Below are 17,526 nucleotides of genomic sequence, written 5' to 3' on the forward strand. Positions count from 1 at the left end.
AAGGAACGGACGCTTCCTTTGTACTCACCCGAGAGACTCTCTCAGGCTTTCCTCCGGGCGCTTCCCTTCGGTCTTGCGTTTCCGACTCTATCAGACTCTTTCGTGTCCGATTCCCTGTCGGTGAGGGGTTTGTCTTCCGGCTTTGAACGCTTTCGCGTCGCGGCCTTTCGACATTCACTACGCTAGCCGATTCCCTCGCCGATTCATAATCGAGTTCCGCGAGTTTGAATTCAGGCATGCGGACATGCCGAATTCGCCCCCGCTGAGGGGAGGTCGTAGGTAGTGGGTTGGCCACTTCCGGCTGCTGGCTGAACGCAGTACCCGGTTCAAGCGGCTCGGGCTACATTACGGATCCTCCAGGGGCGCGTCAAGTTGAGCGACGGCGGGGCGTATGTGCCCGATAAGGGCTCACCGTCGAGTCGTTGGCGATCCAGAAGCGCCATGGGTGGACGCCTCCGTCGCCGGAGACACCGGTGCGGGGACCGCTGCGTACCTGGTCGGGGTGGACGGGGGTGCCCGTCAGGAGGGTCAGTGGGGAACCCTCGGGGGCACAGGCGTCGGTGCCGTCGAGGGACCGGTCCACCCCGAGTGCCATGGCGAGGCGTGCGGGCCCTTTGGCCAGTTCTTTGTCATTTCGGGCCGAGAGTCGACGTTTGCGAGCGAGCTCCGCGCCCTCGGTGATCTCGCCCGCCCGGAGCAGGACCGCGCTGGCCCTGCCCTCCGGACCGCAGACCAGGTTCATGCAGTGCCACATGCCGTAGGTGAAGTAGACGTACACGTGACCGGGCGGACCGAACATCACGTCGTTGCGGGCTGTGTGGCCGCGATAGGCGTGGGAGCCGGGGTCGTTCGGGCCGTCGTACGCCTCGACCTCTGTGAGGCGGAGTTCGATCGGACCGTCCGGGGTGGTACGCACGAGGAGGCGTCCCAGGAGGTCGGGGGCGACGTCCAGTACGGGGCGGTCGAAGAACTCGCGTGGGAGGGGCGTACGGTCAGGGGCCGCGATCATGACGTCCGAGCGTAGTCCACTAGTACGGAGTAGTCCGGAGTAGTCCGGACCAGTACGGAGTAGTCCATACGGATGCGTGTCGATGGGGTGGTCAGGGGTCCTCTCCCTTGGAAGGGTGAGGACGCGGAACCGGCCGCGGTCGGATCGCGTTTGTAGGGATCAGGAATACAGACGGACACGGCAGATGGAAACAGGCGTTGCCTGGGGAGGAAGTGACATGGGGTTCAAGCGGCTGCTTGCGAGCCTGGGGGCCGGTGGGGCTTCGGTCGAGACGGTGCTGACGGAGGTCAACACCGTTCCGGGCGGCGTCGTCCAGGGTGAGGTGCGGATCCAGGGCGGGTCGGTGAACCAGGCGATCGAAGGTCTGTCGGTCGGTCTGCAGGCCAAGGTCGAGGTCGAGGGCCACGACGACCAGGAGTACAAGCAGGACGTCGAGTTCACCAAGCTGCGGCTCGGTGGGGCCTTCGAGCTCCAGGCCGGCGCGGTGCACGCGGTGCCGTTCAGTCTGGAGATCCCGTGGGAGACGCCGATCACCACGATCGACGGGCAGAGCCTGCGCGGGATGCACATCGGTGTGACCACGGAGCTGGAGATCGCGCGCGCCGTGGACTCCGGTGACCTGGACCCGATCAACGTGCACCCGCTTCCGGCGCAGAAGGCGATCCTGGACGCCTTCATCCAGCTGGGCTTCCGCTTCAAGAACGCGGACATGGAGCGCGGCCACATCCGGGGTACGCGGCAGAAGCTGCCGTTCTACCAGGAGATCGAGTTCTTCCCGCCGTCGCAGTACCGCGGGCTGAACCAGGTGGAGCTGAGCTTCGTCGCGGACGACCGTGCGATGGACGTCGTCCTGGAGATGGACAAGAAGCCGGGCCTCTTCAGTGAGGGCAGCGACTCGTACCGGTCCTTCCAGGTGGGTCTGCACGACTACCAGGGCACGGACTGGGCCGCATACCTGAATCAGTGGCTGTCGGAAGTCGGCAGCAAGCGCAGCTGGTTCTAGGCTCGGGGAATTCGGAAGGAACCGATCAGGAGGTACCGAGGTGACCGAGCTCAAGAGGCGGCCGCTCCCCCACGACTTCCACCCGCCCGTGCCGTCGTTCACGGTCACGAGCGAGGACATCGAGGAGGGTGCGACGCTCAAGGACGCTCAGGTCTATGCGGGCGGCAACACCTCGCCGCAGCTGCGGTGGGAGGGCTTCCCGCCCGAGACCAAGAGCTTCGCCGTGACCTGCTACGACCCGGACGCCCCGACGGGCAGTGGGTTCTGGCACTGGGTGCTTTTCGACATCCCGGTCTCCGTGACGGAGCTGCCGGCGGGTGCGGGCAGCGGCAAGTTCGAGGGGCTGCCCGAGGGTGCCGTGCAGGTGCGCAACGACTACGGCACGAAGGACTTCGGTGGTGCCGCGCCGCCGCCCGGGGACGGGCCGCACCGGTACGTTTTCACGGTGTACGCCGTGGACCAGGAGAAGCTCGGTCCGAACGCGGACGTGTCTCCCGCGGTCGTCGGCTTCAACCTGAGGTTCCACGCGATCGCGCGCGCCCAGCTGATCGGTGAGTACGAGAACCCCGCGAAGAGCTGAATAAGCCGAGCGTTCATGGAACGTTTGCCCGCCTCTGGTCTTGGAAGTGATCGGGGGCGGGCATTTTTTATTGCGTTGTCCATCTCGGCGTGCCCGGCCAGAGTTGATCCAAGCCCGTCCGCCAGGGGGTGGGCCGGTGCACACGGGAGGTGGGCTGGATGCGGGACACGCTGGTACTGAACGCGAGCTTTGAGCCGCTGTCGACGGTGACGTTGAACCGAGCCGTCGTTCTGGTGCTGCAGGACAAGGCCGTCGTGGAGCAGGCCCACCCCGAACTGCGTATGCGCGGAGCCGCGCTCGACATACCCGTGCCCCGGGTGATCAGGCTCTGCCGCTATGTCCGGGTGCCGTTCCGAAGACAAGCACCGTGGTCGCGGCGTGGTGTGCTGGTGCGTGACCGGCACAGGTGCGCGTACTGCGGTCGGCGCGCCACGACCGTGGACCACGTGGTGCCGCGGGCGCAGGGCGGCCGGGACTCCTGGCTGAACACGGTCGCCTCGTGCGCGGAGGACAACCACCGCAAGGCGGACCGTACGCCGGAGCAGGCGGGTATGCCGCTGCTGCGGCAGCCGTTCGAGCCGACGCCCGCGGACGCGATGCTGCTGGCGCTGGGGCAGGACGACTTCGACGCGCTGCCGGAGTGGCTGGCACAGCCGGCCGCCTAGCTCGTACGACGATGGGGCCCACCCCCCGGCGGAGGTGGGCCCCATCGTCGTACGGTGTCAGTCGGTGACGGACGGCTTCTCGCGGCGTTCTGTGCCGCCGTTGCCCGAACCGCCGCCCATCGGGCCGAAGTTGCCCATGGCGCCGCTCAGGCCCTTGAGGGCGTCGCCGATCTCGCTGGGCACGATCCAGAGCTTGTTGGCGTCGCCTTCGGCGATCTTGGGGAGCATCTGGAGGTACTGGTAGGCGAGGAGTTTCTGGTCCGCGTCGCCGGCGTGGATGGACTCGAAGACCGTACGGATGGCCTGGGCCTCGCCCTCGGCGCGCAGGGCTGCCGCCTTGGCCTCACCTTCGGCGCGCAGGATCGCGGACTGCTTCTCACCTTCGGCGGTGAGGATCTGCGACTGGCGGATACCTTCGGCGGTGAGGATCGCGGCGCGCTTGTCACGGTCGGCGCGCATCTGCTTCTCCATCGAGTCCTGGATGGAGGTGGGCGGCTCGATCGCCTTGAGCTCGACACGGTTGACGCGGATGCCCCACTTACCGGTTGCCTCGTCGAGGACGCCGCGCAGGGCCGCGTTGATCTCCTCGCGGGAGGTCAGGGTCCGCTCCAGGTCCATGCCGCCGATAATGTTGCGCAGCGTGGTGACGGTGAGCTGCTCGATCGCCTGGATGTAGCTGGCGACCTCGTACGTGGCCGCGCGGGCGTCCGTCACCTGGTAGTAGATGACCGTGTCGATGTTGACGACCAGGTTGTCCTGGGTGATCACCGGCTGCGGTGGGAACGGCACGACCTGTTCGCGCAGGTCGATGCGGTTGCGGATGGAGTCGATGAACGGGACGACGATGTTCAGGCCGGCGTTCAGCGTCCGCGTGTAGCGGCCGAAGCGCTCGACGATGGCGGCGCTGGCCTGTGGGATGACCTGGATGGTCTTGATCAGGGCGATGAAGACCAACACCACCAGAATGATCAGGACGATGATGATCGGTTCCATCGTTGCTCCCCGTACCCTTCTCCGCCTCGGTGTTTCCGAAAGATCTTATGGTTGTTGAAGATCTTGCTGGACGAGTCTGACAGACCGCCGTCTGCCACGTGGGGCGTTCGGTTCACTTGCGTCGTACGAGGTCACATGACGATCGCCGTGGCCCCGTCGATGTCCACGACGTCCACTTCCTGGCCTACCTCGTAGGCCTGTCCGGCGTCGAGGGCGCGCGCCGACCAGATCTCTCCGCCGAGTTTGATCCGGCCACCGCCCGAAGCATCGACCCGTTCCAGGACGACGGCCTGCTTGCCCTTCAGCGCCTCGATGCCGGTGGCGAGTTGGGGCCGCTGGTCGCGGTGCCGGGCCGCGATGGGGCGTACGACGGCGATGAGCGCGACCGAGACGGCGGCGAACACGACGACTTGGAGGACGACATCGCCGCCGAGTCCGGCGACGACGGCGGCGGCGACCGCGCCGACTGCGAGCATGCCGAACTCCGGCATCGCGGTCACGACGAGCGGGATGCCGAGTCCGGCCGCGCCGATCAGCCACCACACCCATGCGTTGATGTCGTTCACATGGTCATGGTAGGACCGCGTTCCTCTGGCGGACAGGGCGCGCGATCAAGTGGGGCACGCCCGGTCCGCGGCGTGGGTCCGGGAGCGCCCTTGTTCCGGCCGGGCGCCGCAGTGTTCCGTCCGGGCGCCGGTGTTCAGGCCATCGGCAGGCCCTGCGCGGTCCAGCGCTCGCCGTTCTGCTCGACGACGAGGGGGAGGCCGAAGCAGAGGGAGAGGTTGCGCGAGGTGAGTTCGAGCTCCAGCGGGCCCGCGGCGAGCACCTTGCCCTGACGGATCATCAGGACGTGGGTGAAGCCGGGGGCGATCTCCTCGACGTGGTGCGTGACCATGATCATGGAGGGTGCGATCGGGTCGCGGGCGAGGCGGCCGAGGCGGCGGACGAGGTCCTCGCGGCCGCCGAGGTCGAGGCCCGCGGCGGGCTCGTCGAGCAGGAGCAGCTCGGGGTCGGTCATCAGGGCGCGGGCGATCAGGGTGCGCTTGCGCTCGCCCTCGGAGAGCGTGCCGAACTTGCGGTCCAGGTAGTCGCTCATGCCGAGGCGGTCGAGGAAGGCGCGGGCGCGCTGCTCGTCGATGTCCTCGTAGTCCTCGTGCCAGCCCGCGGTCATGCCGTACGCGGCGGTGAGCACGGTCTGCAGGACGGTCTGGCGCTTGGGGAGCTTCTCGGCCATGGCGATGCCGGCCACGCCGATGCGTGGGCGCAGCTCGAAGACGTCGACCTTGCCGAGGGTCTCGCCGAGGATGGTGGCGGTGCCCTGGCTGGGGAAGAGGTAGCTGGAGGCGACGTTCAGAAGGGTCGTTTTTCCGGCACCGTTCGGGCCGAGGATGACCCAGCGCTCCCCCTCCTTGACCGACCAGGAGACCTGGTCCACCAGAGCCCGGCCCTCGCGGACCACGGATACGTCCTCCAGCTCCAGTACATCGCTCATGAGCGCGTTGTCTCCCATTGCAGTCTCGGCCGTCGCTTACGTCTGTGGACGCAGCCCCCAGGGAAAACCTACGCCACCGGTCGGTCGCTCCATTCCATCGGTCGGTCCTTAGGGTGGGGGCATGCTCTCGGAACCACGCTCAGGACGGCTGGCCGCATGGGGAAATGCCCTTTTGGCCGGACTTGTTTCGCCGGATGACGCGGTGCTCACCATCGTCGGTGAGGACGCGGTGCACCGGGTCGAGGGGCTGCCGAGCGAGTCAGGGCCCGTGGGCCTCACGCTCGCCCTCGGCCGGCTGCGCGCGCTCGGGGTGACCGGGCTGCGGGTCGCGCTGCCCGCGCCGGGGCATCCGCTCGGGCTGAGCGGGCCGCCGGACTTCAATGCGCGGGCCCTCGATGCCGAGGAGGCCGTCGTCTGTCACGGGGCGGCGCTCGGGCTCGTCCCCGAGGTGTACGAGGCCGGGCCCGACGGTGATGTGCACGTGGAGGTCGTCTGGCACTGTCTGCCGGTGCGGGAGGCGCCGCCCGCCGATGTGCCGTCGCTCGGTGAGGCCGAGCGGGAGCTGGCGGAGGCGCTGCGCGAGGCGACGGAGGTGTTGTCGTGGCTGGATGTGGCGGGGTCGGGGCCGGTTGCCGAGGCCGCGATCGATGCGTATCGGGCGCGGGCGGAGCGGGGGCGTGAGGTGCTTGCCCCCGGGTATCCGCCGCGGGCGGTGCGGGTGTTGGAGCTTGCTCAGCGGGTGGGGCTGCTGATTTCCGTCGCGTACGAGAACGGGCACGGTGGGGCTGTGAGTGCCTCGGAGATGGCCGCTCGGGCGGAGGCCTTGCGGCCGGTGGAGCGGACGGCTCGGCGGGCGCAGGTGGCCGCGTACAACGCGTTCGTGGAGGAGCGGGAGCGGGGGGTGCGCTGAGCGGGGCGTTCCCGTTGCCCCCCGGGTGGGGCTGAGCGCGGGGTGGGAGTGCTTGCCGCCGCTTGCAGGGTGCCTCCTCCCAAGCAGCACGCATGCCCGCGGCTGGGACAGGTGGGAGGCAGGCTCTCGCTGCACGTGTGCCCACAGCTACCGAGGCGACGAAGGCGCCCGGCGGCGCGCATGCCCCCACCACGACGGGGCTGCGAAAGGCCCCCGCGAAGGAAACCTTCGCGGGGGCCTTTCGCAGCTGGTGCGGGTCAGTCGTTTACGCCCATGTTGCCGAAGGCGGGGTTCAGGCCGCCGATGACGTTCACGCTGTTGCCGACCGCGTTCACGGGGACGTGGACCGGGACCTGGACGACGTTGCCCGAGCCGACGCCGGGTGACTGCATGGCCGCGCCGTCGGCACCCGCGTCGGCAACAGCGGCACCGGCGGAAGCGCCCGCGGCGATACCGGCGACGGTGAGGGCCAGGGCGGCCTTCTTGGCGATGTTCATGGGAAAGGTTCCTCCTGTGTGTGCGGATCCGACCCGGCCGCGGGTCGTACGCTGAGCAACGCCAGGGGGATCACTGACGGCACGGGAGGCCGCCCGAAGGGCCCGTTCGACGCAGTCGGCTCATGAGCCGACAACCTGACCGGCCTCCCAGGCAGTCCCTGGAAGGCCGGTGGTCATGATGGTTCCGGTACGGAACTCAGTGGTTGATGCCGACGTTGCCGAAGGCCGGGTTCAGAACGCCGATGACGTTCACGCTGTTGCCGACCGCGTTGACCGGGACGTGGACCGGGGCCTGGATCAGGTTGCCCGAGACGACGCCCGGGGAGCCCTCGGCGTTGCCGCCCGCCCACGCACCATTGGTGGCGGAGGCCATACCGGCACCGGCGGCAACCAGGCCACCGGCCACCATCGCGACAGCCGTGGCCTTCTTCAGGTTCTTCACTTCTCAAACCCCTCCTTGCGATCACTGCGGCAAGTCGCCGCAGCACGCATTGGAGAACGGCCGGGATCCACGAAGGATGCGCCATCCGGGGGACATACACACGACGGTATGAATCTCATCCCGGAGGGGAACCCTCCGAATTGCCGCGCGCCGACGGCCCCGAGGCGTGCGCCGGAGCGCGGATCCGCCGCGTATCCGCTGGTGATCAGCCCGCCACCCCGTGCCGTACGGCCCAGAGCGCGGCCTGGGTGCGGTCCGCGAGGTCGAGCTTCATCAGGATGTTCGAGACATGCGTCTTGACGGTCTTCTCGGAGAGGACGAGGGCGCGGGCGATTTCGCGGTTGGAGCGGCCGTCCGCGATCAGGCCGAGCACCTCGCGCTCCCGCTCGGTGAGCGAACCGCCTCTCCCCTGGCCCGAGTTGGCCTCCTCCTGGGACAGCAGCGCACCCGCGACCTCGGGCTGCAGCAGGATGTGCCCGGCGTGCACGGAACGGATGGCGCCTGCCAGAGCGTCGGGGTCCACGTCCTTGTACACATACCCGGCGGCGCCCGCGCGCAGGGCCGGGACGACTGTGCGCTGCTCGGTGAAGCTGGTGACGATCAGCACGCGTGCGGGGTTGGCTAGTTCGCGGAGCTTGCGCAGCGCGTCGATGCCGTCCATGCCCGGCATCTTGACGTCCATGAGGACGACGTCGGGCTTCAACTCCTCGGCGCGGGCAACTCCTTCGGCGCCGTCGGACGCCTCTCCCACGACCTCGATGTCGTCCTGCACTTCGAGGAAGGTGCGCAGTCCCCGGCGGACCACTTGGTGGTCGTCGACGAGCAGCACCTTGATTGCGTCAGCCACCAGGGACCTCCATCTCGATCGTGGTGCCCTTTGCGGGCGCCGATTCCACGGTGAGCGTGCCGCCGACTCCGCTCGCCCGGTCGCGCATCGACACGAGCCCGAGGTGGCGGCCCGCGCTGCGTATCGCCGTGGGTTCGAAGCCGCTGCCGTCGTCGGTGACGCGCAGCACGGCGCCCGGTCCGCGCTTCTCCACGGTCACGTCGACCCGGGCGGCCCCGGAGTGCCGTAGCGCGTTGTGCAGGGCCTCCTGGGCGACGCGCAGCATGGCCTCCTCCTGGGCGGCGGGCAGCGCCCGCACGCCACGGCTGGCGAAGGTGACGCGCGCGGAGTGGGCGCGGTCGAGGACCTGGACATGGGTGCGCAGGGTGGCGACCAGGCCGTCCTCGTCGAGGGCGGCGGGGCGCAACTCGACGACGGCGGCGCGCAGTTCGTCGGCGGCCTCCGCGGCGAGGGCGGCCACCTGCTGCAGTTCGCCCTTGGCGCGCGACGGGTCGCGGTCGACGAGGGTGGCGGCGGCCTGCGCGGTGAGGCGCAGGGAGAACAGCTTCTGACTGACCGCGTCGTGGAGTTCGTGCGCGAGCCGGGAGCGCTCCTCGGCGATGGTGAGTTCGCGGCTGCGCTCGTAGAGCCGGGCGTTGGTCAGGGCGATCGCGGCGTGCTGGGCGAGGATGGTGAGGAGTTCCTCGTCGTCCTTGGTGAAGCCGCACATGCCCTCCGGCTCGGTGCTTGGGGGGTGTCCCCCCACAGGACGCAGCTTGTTCGCGAGAAACAGTGCGCCGATGACCTCGTCGCCGTCGCGGATCGGCAGGCCCAGGAAGTCGGACATGTCGGGGTGGGCCGAGGGCCAGCCCTCGAAGCGGGGGTCCTTGCGCACGTCGGCCAGGCGCTCGAGGCGGGCTTCGTGCAGCATCGCGGCGAGGATGCCGTGCTGGCGCGGGAGCGGGCCGATGGCCTTCCACTGCGCGTCGCTGACGCCGTCGACGACGAACTGGGCGAAGCCGCCGTGGTCGTCGGGCACGCCGAGGGCCGCGTACTGCGCGTCGAGCAGCTCGCGGGCCGAGGCGACGATCGTCTTGAGGACGTCGCGCACTTCGAGGTGCCTGCTCATGGCCAGCAACGCGGAACTCACCGCGTACAGGCCCGACCGGGGTCCTTGACTCATGACCCCAAAGTACCGGCGGGGTGTGACAACGCGTATCAGACCTGTGATGGCCGTCGCCTAGGCCGGTGGGACTAGGACGAAGGACCCCGCATCATTGCGGCCCGCGCACGAGGCGGCGGGGCGGCCCCGTTCCTACCTTGAAGACACCCGCCAGAAACGGCGGTCAAGGGACGAGGGGACGGTTGTCATGCCGGTAGCGATCATCACGGGGGCTTCGAAGGGGCTGGGGCGGGCGCTCGGTGCGGCCCTGGCGGAGCGCGGCTGGGATCTGGTGCTCGACGCCAGAACGGCCGGGGTTCTGGAGGAGACGGCGGTGGCACTGTCCGCGTACGGGACGCGCGTGGAGGCGCTGCCCGGGGACGTCACGGACACCGGGCACCGCGCCGAGCTGGTGGCGGCGGCCCGGAAGCTCGGCGGCGTCGACCTCCTGGTGAACAACGCGAGCGCGCTGGGCGCCGAGCCGCTGGTGCGCCTGGAGGACCTGACCCTGGACGGACTGCGGCAGGCCCTGGAGGTCAACGTGGTCGCCGCGCTGGGCCTGATCCAGGAGGCGCTGCCGCTGCTGCGGGCCGCGGAGGCGGGCACGGTCATCGACATCAGCTCGGACGCCGCCGCCGAGGCGTACGAGACGTGGGGCGGCTACGGGGCGTCGAAGGCGGCGCTCGACCACCTCTCCGCGGTCCTCGGCGAGGAGGAGCCGGGGCTGCGCGTCTGGGCCGTCGACCCCGGGGACATGGGCACGGACCTGTACGCGGCGGCCGTACCGGAGGACGACGATCCACGGCCGACGCCGGACAGTGTGGTTCCGGCCTTTCTGCGGCTGATCGACGAGCGGCCGGCCAGTGGGCGGTACGCCGCTCCGGCCCTGCTGGAGGAGCGATGACGACGGCGGTGCGGGTTCCGGAGGAGCTGTCGGCGCGGGTGCCGGCCGAGCAGCGTGGGCCCGGGCTCGACCGGGACTCCGTACGACTGCTGGTTTCGCGTGGCACCGAGGTGTCGCATCACGCGTTCGTGGAGCTGCCCCGGCAGCTGAAGGCCGGGGATCTGCTCGTCGTCAACACCTCCCCCACCCTGGCGGCCGCCGTCGACGGGTACATAGGGCACGCGCGCGTGGTGGTGCATTTCTCCACGCGCGGCGATGACGGGCGGTGGGCGGTCGAGCTGCGGGATCCCGACGGGACGGGGACCACGCGTGCGCGTGCGGGCGGGCCCGCGGGAACAGAGGTGTGCCTCCCCGGGGGCGTACGACTCGTCCTGGAGGAGCCGCTGACCTCGCGGAGCCCGCGGCTGTGGTGGGGGCGGGTGTCGGACGCGGACGTCCTGGGGCTGCTGCGGCGGCACGGGCGGCCCATTCGCTATTCCTACACGGAGAGGGACCAGCCGCTGTCCGTGTATCAGACGGTGTTCGCGCTGCCGTCCACCGACGGCGCGGGCAGCGCGGAGATGCCGAGCGCGGCGCGCCCCTTCACGTCGCGTCTGGTGGCGGAGCTGGTGAGCCGGGGTGTGCAGTTCGCGCCGATCACTCTGCACACCGGGGTGGCGTCGGCGGAGGCCCATGAGCCGCCGTATCCGGAGAGGTACGAGGTGCCGGCGGCGTCGGCGCGGCTGATCAACGCGGCGAAGGCCGGAGGCGGGCGGATCATCGCGGTCGGTACGACAGCCGTGCGCGCCGTCGAGTCGGCGACGGGCCCCGACGGGGTGGTCCGGGCGGCGCGGGGCTGGACCGATCTCGTGGTGACTCCGGAGCGCGGGGTGCGGGTCATCGACGGGCTACTGACGGGGTTGCACGAGCCGGAGGCCTCGCATCTGCTGATGCTGGAGGCGATCGCGGGAGGCGCGGCGATCGACCGCAGCTACGACGAGGCGCTGCGCGGGCTCTACCTCTGGCACGAGTTCGGCGACGTCCACCTCATCCTTCCGGACGAGGATCCTCACTCAGAGCATCGCTCCAGCAACTTCTGGTGAGTTTGATGCACGACCGATGTGAGCCCGAGCATAGGGCGCACATCACGTACTAACGGACATAGGAGATAAAGGGAACCTGCATGAGCGGGGCAGACGTGACAGTCTGCCCCGTTTTGCCCTTTCCGGGTCCACTATCCGGCTTCGTACGTCACACCTTTGCCACACGATTTTGCGGCCGCTAAGAATTGCCTCCGTCGCTCAACGCCGCGGGTTCCGCCCCGCGGCGTTTGTTCCGGAAACACCCTGTCCCCCACCGGACCGAGAGCGACCTCCGCGCTATTCGAAGAGGTCCATCAGTTATGCCCAAGAACACCACCACTCCTGGACATAGTCCGAAGCTGACCAAGACCCACAAGCTCGCGATCGCCGGTGTCGCCACCCTGAGCGCCGCCGCTCTAGCGTTCACGCTGGTGCCGGGCGACTCCCAGACCACCACGACCGACGCCGCCTCCATGGCCCAGGTCGCGTACAGCGAGCAGCCGATCAAGGACGTGAAGGCCAGCATCACCGACCGCCTGGCCGGCGCCGACCTGAAGGCCCAGGCCATCGCGGCGAAGAAGAAAGCCGCTGCCGACGCCGAGGCCGCCGCCAAGAAGAAGGCCGCCGAGGCCGCTGCCGCCGCCAAGAAGAAGGCTGCCGACGCGGCTGCCAGCAAGAAGGCCGCAGCCGAGGCCGCCGCGAAGAAGAAGGCCGAGGAGGCGCGCGCGAAGGCGCAGGCCGCGAGCCGCTCCGCACAGCGCCCCATGGTCCAGACCGTCGCCATGAAGACCTACGCCAACAACCTCGACGGCTGGATCCGCCAGTCCCTCGACATCATGGCGAAGCACGGCATCCCGGGTTCGTACAACGGCCTGTACCGCAACATCATGCGTGAGTCCTCGGGCAACCCGAACGCGATCAACAACTGGGACATCAACGCCATCAACGGCATCCCGTCCAAGGGCCTGCTCCAGGTCATCCCGCCGACGTTCAACGCCTACCACGTGCCCGGCACCTCGTGGAACATCTACGACCCGGTCGCGAACATCACGGCCGCCGCCAACTACGCGGCCGACAAGTACGGCTCGATGGACAACGTCAACAGCGCGTACTGAGGGCCGAGCGCGGAGCTCCGACACAGACGCCGAAGGGCGGCACCCCTGCTGGGGTGCCGCCCTTCCGTCGTGCTCACTCGATTACTTGCGCATGACTTCGGGCTCGTGGCGGCGCAGCAGCCGCGCGACCACGAAGCCGCAGATCACGCCGATGCCGATCAGCACGCCCATGTCGACGAACCACTGGCTCAGCTCGTGGTCCCACAGCGGGTCCCCTGGACCCTTGGGCTGATACGGCAGCAGGACGTTGAGCTGCGCCGTCGCGCCTGCTGCGGCGACCGCCCAGCGCGAGGGCATCAGCCATGCCAACTGCTCGACGCCGATCTTGTCGAACAGCTGGAAGAGGCAGCCCGTGAAGACGACCTGAACGATCGCGAACATCACCAGCAGGGGCATGGTCTTCTCGGCCGTCTTCACGAGCGACGAGATGATCAGGCCGAACATCATGGAGGTGAAGCCGAGCGCCATGATCGGGAGGGTGAGCTCAAGGGCGGGCGCGCTCTTCAGCAGCAGGCCCTCTTCGGGCAGCTTGTCGCCACGCGAGAACAGGCCGATGGCGCCGATGATGCCGCCCTGCAGGATGGTGATCACGCCCAGCACGATGACCTTGGACATCAGGTACGCCGAGCGGGACAGGCCGGTCGCCCGCTCCCGTTCGTAGATCACCCGTTCCTTGATCAGCTCACGCACCGAGTTGGCCGCGCCGGCGAAGCAGGCGCCCACCGCGAGGATCAGCAGGATCGTACTGCCGTCCCGGTTCGAGAACGGCGGGTTGCCGTTCTGCGGGCCGAGGGCGAGACCGAACTTGGCAGGGATCAGCACGCTCACGACGCCGAGAACGGCAGGCAGGATCACCATCAGGCCGAGGAAGCCCCGGTCGGACACGATCACCGACGTATAGCGGCGGACCAGCGTCATCAGCTGCGAGCCCCAGCTCTGCGGCTTCGGCGGCTTCATCGCCTGCGGCGGCGGCATCTGCGTCGACTGCGGGGCGACCGCGTCGATGTCCGCGGCGTACATCTGGTAGTGCTGCGAGCCCTTCCAGCGGCCCGCCCAGTCGTAGTCGCGGTAGTTCTCGAAGGCGGAGAAGACGTCGGCCCAGGTCTCGTAGCCGAAGAAGTTCAGCGCCTCCTCCGGCGGGCCGAAGTAGGCGACGGAGCCGCCGGGCGCCATCACCAGGAGCTTGTCGCATATCGCCAGCTCGGCCACGGAGTGCGTGACGACGAGGACCGTACGGCCGTCGTCGGCGAGGCCACGCAGCAGCTGCATGACGTCGCGGTCCATGCCGGGGTCGAGGCCGGAGGTCGGCTCGTCCAGGAAGATCAGCGACGGCTTGGTGAGCAGCTCCAGGGCCACGGAGACGCGCTTGCGCTGGCCGCCGGAGAGAGAGGTGACCTTCTTCTCCTTGTGGATGTCCAGCTTCAGCTCGCGCAGTACCTCATCTATGCGGGCCTCGCGCTCCTCGCCCGTGGTGTCGGCGGGGAAGCGCAACTTTGCCGCGTACTTGAGGGCCTTCTTGACGGTCAGCTCCTTGTGCAGGATGTCGTCCTGCGGGACCAGACCGATGCGCTGGCGCAGCTCGGCGAACTGCTTGTACAGGTTCCGGTTGTCGTAGAGGACGTCACCCTGGTTGGCGGGGCGGTAGCCCGTGAGCGCCTTCAGGAGCGTCGACTTGCCCGAGCCGGAGGGGCCGATGACCGCGATGAGCGACTTCTCCGGGACGCCGAAGGAGACGTCCTTGAGGATCTGCTTGCCGCCGTCGACCGTGACCGTCAGGTGGCGGGCCGAGAAGGAGACCTCACCGGTGTCGACGAACTCCTCGAGGCGGTCGCCGACCAGACGGAACGTCGAGTGGCCGACGCCGACGATGTCGTTCGGGCCGAGCAGCGCCGAGCCGCCCTTGGCGATCGGCTGACCGTTGACGTACGTGCCGTTGTGCGAGCCGAGGTCGCGGATCTCGAAGCGGCCGTCCGGCGTCGCGTGGAACTCGGCGTGGTGGCGCGAGACCTGCAGGTCGGAGACGACCAGCTCGTTCTCCAGCGCACGACCGATACGCATCACGCGGCCGAGCGAGAACTGGTGGAACGTGGTGGGGCTGCGGTCGCCGTAGACCGGCGGCGCCCCCGCGCCACCACCGGGTCCCTGCTGCGGCGGGATCTTCGCCGCCTGCTGCGGCTGCTGCCACCCCTGCTCCGGCGCCTGCTGCTGCGGCGCCTGCTGGGCCCAGCCGGGGCTCGCGCCCTGCGCCGCGTACGGCTGCTGCTGGGGCTGCGCGACCGCGGCCGCGGCGCCCGAGAGGTTCAGGCGCGGTCCGTCGGTCGCATTGCCGAGGTGCACGGCCGAGCCGGGGCCGATCTCCATCTGGTGGATCCGCTGCCCCTGCACAAAGGTGCCGTTGGTGCTGCCGTGGTCCTCGATGACCCAACTGCGGCCGCCCCAGCTGATCGTGGCGTGACGCCAGGACACCCTGGCGTCGTCGAGCACGATGTCTCCCTGCGGATCACGTCCGAGGGTGTATGGCCTGGACGCATCAAGCGTCCAGGTCCGTCCATTCAATTCCAGTACGAGTTCCGGCACTCCATGCCCCACTGAGTTGTCCCCCGAGTTACCCCCATCACAGGGAGTCTAGGGATGTCGAACATCGTGGGGAACTATTTCAGTAGGAGCCCCCTGACCGAAAGTCGGGCCTTGTGAAGGATGAGTACGGGCGGGTTGCCCGTTTCCGTTGACGGGGTTGAAACCGGCCCGGAGAGTGGTAATCCCACGCGAGGGGGACATCCGCGGTGGATCGCCGCGGCGCGGATCGGGGGGTCTGACGATGAGCATCGAGACCGCGGACCACGGCGGGAGGGCCAGGAGTGTGCCCTGGGGGGATGTACTGCTGTCCGCGATCGCCTCTGTGAGCTGGGCGTTGATCGGAATGGCGGGCACGGCCGCGCTCGGCCTGCATCTGCTCGAGGCGGACACGGCGGGCTCGCTCGGGCCAATGACCGCGGCGGTGGTGGCACTTGGGGCCAATGGTGCGGTCAAGCCGTCCGGCGATGTGTCGGCCTTCGGCCTGAAAGGAGCGGAGGCGCATACGGCCATCGAGATCACGCCACTGGGTGTCGGCCTTGTGGGCGCACTCCTGCTCTCCTGGTTCTTCTTAAGGTCCTTGCGGGGGGCGGGAGTTGTGATCGCGCCGTCCGAACTCCTCGCGCGCGCTGGCACGGTGGTCGTGCTCTTCGTGGCGACGCTGGGCGGGCTCGCCTGGGCCGGGCACGACGTCATCACGATCGACGGGAGCAAGCTCGGGCTCGACAAGGCCGCGGGCGGCGGCGGGCTCGGTGGCATCACGGACAAACTCCCCGGCGGACTCGGGGACCTCGGGGGGCTGCTGCCCGACAAGATCGGCGACCTCGTGAACGCGAAGGCGGCCGTGGGCTTCACCGTCGACACCGTGCCCACGCTGCTCGGCGGCGCGGCCTGGGCGGCCGGAATTCTGCTGATCTCCCTGCTGGCCTCCCGGCGTACGCCACTGCCACGCGGGTGGGAGGCCGTGCACCGGGTGGTGCGCCCGGCCGCGTCCGCGCTCGTCACGGTGTTGCTGGTGGCGGTCGCGGCCGGGCTCGCGGCGGCGGCCTACGCGGCGATCGGCGATGCCCATCCCAAGAGGATCGCGGGCGCGGCGCTGCTGGGGGCTCCGAATGGTGTGTGGTTGGGCATCCCCATCGGGCTCTTCGTGCCCTGGGACGGCAAGGCCACGGGCGAGCTCGCCAAGCTGCTGCCCGACCCGCTGGACAAGCTGCTGAGCGTCGACTCCGACCAGCCCGTCACTCTCGGCCGTCTCGCCGAACTCGACGGACGTGTGTGGCTGTTGGGGGTCGCGACCGCGCTCATGATGCTGTTCGCGGGTGTGCTGACGGCCGCGCGTACGCCTTTTGTACGGGGGGCGGATGCCGCCGTCGCGGGAGGTGCGGATGCCACAGATGTACGGGGCGGGGGTGCCCTCGGCTTCGCGGGGCGCTGCGCTCTTCGGCTCGGGGTCGTGACGGCGTTGGCACTGCCGCTGCTGGCGTGGCTGACGGAGGTGTCCGCGGACGCCTCGCTGTCGGTGCTGGGCTTCGACGCGTTCGGTGCGGGGATCGAGCTGCACGGGCACCTGGGGATGGCGTTGCTGCTGGGCGCCGCTTGGGGTGCGGGTGCGGGGGCGGCGGGGGCGGTGCTGGCGTACGCGAGCGGGGCGGCGGGGCGGCGGGCGGCGCCGCTGGCATGGGGTGACGGGGGAGGCGCGGTTCCGGCGGCCGAGTACCCCGTGCTCGCCGGGGAGCCCGGACCGTACAGCCCCCAGGCCTCGTATCGGCCGCCCAACCCTGACACGAATCCGTATCTGCGGCTGCCGGAGGAGTTGCGGGGGCCGGAGGGTGCGGGGCCGCCCCGGGGCGGGCGGCCGCCTGGTGACGTGTATGGCGCGCCGACGGTGGTGGGGCCGATTGGGCAGCCTCCGCCGCGGAGGCCGCGGTCGCGGGGCGGGGCGGGTACGCCTTCACCGCCTCCGCCTCCGGCCTCGCCTCCGCCGGACGAGGGGGCGCCGCCGCCTCGGAGGCCTCGGGGGGGTCGGTGAAACGCCTCCGCCCGGTGGTGGGGCGGGGCCGTGCCGGTACATCCGCCCGTCGCCGGTGGATCAGACGTTGGGTTGTGAGGAGCCGTTTCCAGATCCGAACGTAAGCGACGGGCATTTGATGTACCGGCACGGCCCCTTCCGTGGTCTGGCGACTGCGGGTTGTCGTCTGGCGACTGCCGGTGGCCCGCCGTCTGGCGGTGGCCGTCTGGCGACTGCGGGTGTGTGGATCTTTCAGCCCGTCCGGCGTTTGAGGCCGAGGCCGTT

17 protein-coding genes are annotated in these 17,526 nt (G+C 69.4%); 8 read left to right on the plus strand and 9 right to left on the minus strand.

The annotated features are described in order from the left end of the window. Positions 1–367 precede the first annotated feature (367 nt). Entirely contained in the window at positions 368–1,009 is a 642-nt protein-coding gene (locus tag ACFY0T_RS31980; protein WP_388878254.1) for a DNA-3-methyladenine glycosylase, read from the minus strand. A gap of 217 nt (positions 1,010–1,226) precedes the next feature. On the opposite strand from ACFY0T_RS31980, the gene ACFY0T_RS31985 reads away from it, so the two are divergent. The 3 genes from ACFY0T_RS31985 to ACFY0T_RS31995 all read left to right on the plus strand — a co-directional run bounded on the left by ACFY0T_RS31985 (position 1,227) and on the right by ACFY0T_RS31995 (position 3,257). Continuing rightward, positions 1,227–2,012, plus strand: a complete 786-nt coding sequence (locus ACFY0T_RS31985; protein WP_388878257.1) for a sporulation protein — start codon at positions 1,227–1,229, stop codon at positions 2,010–2,012. 40 nt (positions 2,013–2,052) lie between these two features. Then, complete coding sequence (locus tag ACFY0T_RS31990; protein ID WP_388878260.1) at positions 2,053–2,592, plus strand: YbhB/YbcL family Raf kinase inhibitor-like protein; 540 nt, start codon at positions 2,053–2,055, stop codon at positions 2,590–2,592. 158 nt (positions 2,593–2,750) lie between these two features. Further along, a complete protein-coding gene (locus ACFY0T_RS31995) occupies positions 2,751–3,257 on the plus strand; it encodes an HNH endonuclease (RefSeq protein WP_388878263.1) in 507 nt (168 codons plus the stop codon). Positions 3,258–3,314: 57 nt separating this feature from the next. On the opposite strand, the gene ACFY0T_RS32000 is transcribed toward ACFY0T_RS31995, so the two are convergent. The 3 genes from ACFY0T_RS32000 to ACFY0T_RS32010 form a co-directional block, all read right to left on the minus strand. Beyond that, positions 3,315–4,250: an SPFH domain-containing protein gene (locus tag ACFY0T_RS32000; RefSeq protein ID WP_362517106.1), complete on the minus strand. Its 936-nt coding sequence runs from the start codon at positions 4,248–4,250 to the stop codon at positions 3,315–3,317. 131 nt (positions 4,251–4,381) lie between these two features. Next, positions 4,382–4,816 carry an NfeD family protein gene (locus ACFY0T_RS32005; protein WP_388878267.1) on the minus strand — a complete coding sequence of 145 codons (435 nt, stop codon included), beginning with the start codon at positions 4,814–4,816 and terminating at the stop codon, positions 4,382–4,384. A 134-nt stretch (positions 4,817–4,950) separates the two neighbouring features. Beyond that, positions 4,951–5,742, minus strand: a complete 792-nt coding sequence (locus tag ACFY0T_RS32010) for an ABC transporter ATP-binding protein (protein WP_388878269.1) — start codon at positions 5,740–5,742, stop codon at positions 4,951–4,953. Between the two features lie 121 nt (positions 5,743–5,863). Here ACFY0T_RS32010 and ACFY0T_RS32015 point away from each other — a divergent pair, with 121 nt between their 5' ends. Further along, on the plus strand, positions 5,864–6,652 hold the full coding sequence (locus ACFY0T_RS32015) for a hypothetical protein (RefSeq protein ID WP_388878272.1): 789 nt from the start codon (positions 5,864–5,866) through the stop codon (positions 6,650–6,652). Between the two features lie 257 nt (positions 6,653–6,909). Here the strand turns inward: ACFY0T_RS32015 and ACFY0T_RS32020 are convergent, their stop codons facing one another. The 4 genes from ACFY0T_RS32020 to ACFY0T_RS32035 form a co-directional block, all read right to left on the minus strand. Next, a complete protein-coding gene (locus tag ACFY0T_RS32020) occupies positions 6,910–7,149 on the minus strand; it encodes a chaplin family protein (RefSeq protein ID WP_388878274.1) in 240 nt (79 codons plus the stop codon). A gap of 196 nt (positions 7,150–7,345) precedes the next feature. Continuing rightward, a complete protein-coding gene (locus ACFY0T_RS32025) occupies positions 7,346–7,591 on the minus strand; it encodes a chaplin (protein WP_388878277.1) in 246 nt (81 codons plus the stop codon). 205 nt (positions 7,592–7,796) lie between these two features. Further along, positions 7,797–8,438, minus strand: coding sequence for a response regulator transcription factor (locus tag ACFY0T_RS32030; protein WP_189187395.1), 642 nt, complete (start codon positions 8,436–8,438; stop codon positions 7,797–7,799). Further along, complete coding sequence (locus ACFY0T_RS32035) at positions 8,431–9,600, minus strand: GAF domain-containing sensor histidine kinase (RefSeq protein ID WP_388878280.1); 1,170 nt, start codon at positions 9,598–9,600, stop codon at positions 8,431–8,433. The genes ACFY0T_RS32030 and ACFY0T_RS32035 overlap by 8 nt, the downstream gene beginning before the upstream one ends. Before the next feature lie 187 nt (positions 9,601–9,787). Between ACFY0T_RS32035 and ACFY0T_RS32040 the strand changes: the two genes are divergently transcribed. The 3 genes from ACFY0T_RS32040 to ACFY0T_RS32050 all read left to right on the plus strand — a co-directional run bounded on the left by ACFY0T_RS32040 (position 9,788) and on the right by ACFY0T_RS32050 (position 12,659). Further along, positions 9,788–10,483, plus strand: a complete 696-nt coding sequence (locus ACFY0T_RS32040; protein ID WP_388878282.1) for an SDR family NAD(P)-dependent oxidoreductase — start codon at positions 9,788–9,790, stop codon at positions 10,481–10,483. Then, on the plus strand, positions 10,480–11,565 hold the full coding sequence (locus ACFY0T_RS32045) for an S-adenosylmethionine:tRNA ribosyltransferase-isomerase (RefSeq protein ID WP_388878285.1): 1,086 nt from the start codon (positions 10,480–10,482) through the stop codon (positions 11,563–11,565). Before ACFY0T_RS32040 ends, ACFY0T_RS32045 begins: the two co-directional genes overlap by 4 nt. Positions 11,566–11,864: 299 nt before the next feature. Continuing rightward, a complete protein-coding gene (locus ACFY0T_RS32050; RefSeq protein ID WP_388878288.1) occupies positions 11,865–12,659 on the plus strand; it encodes a transglycosylase SLT domain-containing protein in 795 nt (264 codons plus the stop codon). Positions 12,660–12,740: 81 nt separating this feature from the next. Here the strand turns inward: ACFY0T_RS32050 and ACFY0T_RS32055 are convergent, their stop codons facing one another. Then, positions 12,741–15,236 (minus strand): FHA domain-containing protein, encoded by a 2,496-nt coding sequence (locus ACFY0T_RS32055; protein ID WP_388878291.1) that lies wholly within the window; start codon positions 15,234–15,236, stop codon positions 12,741–12,743. Between the two features lie 241 nt (positions 15,237–15,477). On the opposite strand from ACFY0T_RS32055, the gene ACFY0T_RS32060 reads away from it, so the two are divergent. Next, positions 15,478–17,262: a streptophobe family protein gene (locus ACFY0T_RS32060; protein WP_388878294.1), complete on the plus strand. Its 1,785-nt coding sequence runs from the start codon at positions 15,478–15,480 to the stop codon at positions 17,260–17,262. Positions 17,263–17,526: the final 264 nt, after the last annotated feature.

This window comes from Streptomyces sp. NPDC001530 (assembly GCF_042894545.1).
Classification (GTDB): Bacteria; Actinomycetota; Actinomycetes; order Streptomycetales; family Streptomycetaceae; genus Streptomyces.